The 1,140-nt window shown below is 48.2% G+C and carries 1 protein-coding gene; it reads right to left on the bottom strand.

The window, feature by feature from the left end; translation table 11 throughout:
* Positions 1-479: 479 nt before the first annotated feature.
* A complete protein-coding gene (locus AC2VE5_RS28285) occupies positions 480-992 on the bottom strand; it encodes a photosystem I reaction center subunit XI (RefSeq protein WP_486890823.1) in 513 nt (170 codons plus the stop codon).
* Between the last annotated feature and the right edge of the window lie 148 nt (positions 993-1,140).

Below are 1,140 nucleotides of genomic sequence, written 5' to 3'. Positions count from 1 at the left end.
AGGGGCTAGTGTATTGCAGCAACAAGTGTTCAGGGATAAGCCTACCTCCGCAACTTGAACTGCCCCTTCACCTGCCGGACATTTACCCATAAGCGCGATCGCTAGGGGAGGACTTATCCCAGGGCCGAATTTAGGCGAGTTAAACTTAGAGGCTGAAGGGCACTTCATCCTCTCCAGCCAGGTGCAGAGGCAGGACCAACTCCCTACAGGTGAGTGCTAGGGCGTCAAATCAATTTCCATAAACAATCTATAAACAAAGGGTCTGAATGCAAGGTGCAAACAGACCCTTAAATTTTGCCGATCAATTTTGGCAGAGTGGTATCTTTGGCATCACTGCGACAAAGAATTGACGCTTGATTAGTTTTTCCGACTGCGGCAGCAATAGTTCATTGAAGCGAAAAGACGATCGCTCAACTTCATCTTGCCATTAAGTAACTAGGTAACGAATCGGATTAAACCTGCCAGGAAAGCTGGAGAGCTTAACCCGCAAGGTTACGCAGCAACTCAATGTTGGCAAGGATCAAGTAGGCAAAGCCTGCTCCACCGACGCCACCAATTAAAAAGCCACCAGCAAATTCATTCCAGCCCTCAACCGAATCAAAGGCATGGGGATGTTGATCAATGGTTACGGTATCAGTCGGCGCTTCTGGGCGACTACCCCCGTAGATTGACAGGCAAGCCGTCAAAATAACCACTAGACCCACAGTTGCCAGCATCCCTGCCAAGTTTGCCACATCTGTGTCCCGTAAGGGGCCCAGTTTAGCAAAGGGACCAATCAAGAAGTAACCATGGGCCATGCCAATCTCTAGGGCTCTGCGAAAGGGAGACAGGCTGTGTCGGTAAGCAGGTAAGTTATTAATAAAGGCTCTGACAAAGCCAGAGTCATTGACTGGCGTTGCTAGATTTCCATTTTCTGGATTGTCTGCAGAGTGGACAACCTCGCGGTTTCTGGGATCACCAGGCCGCTGTTTAGATTCACTAATTGCTTGCATACTTCTCTCTTATCTTATAGATGGAGTCGTGGGATTATTTTAAGTTAGAAGCCCTCTAGGTCTGACAGGATTGGCACAGAGCGTTAGAAAAATTAATCCCGGAAATGATTCTGAATCCTAAAATTCGCGATCGCGCCCAGTTAGGTTC

This window comes from Aliterella sp. E5.1, from assembly GCF_057473825.1.
The sequence above is the reverse complement of the archived record's forward strand: the minus strand, read 5'-3'. Positions and strand labels throughout refer to the sequence as shown.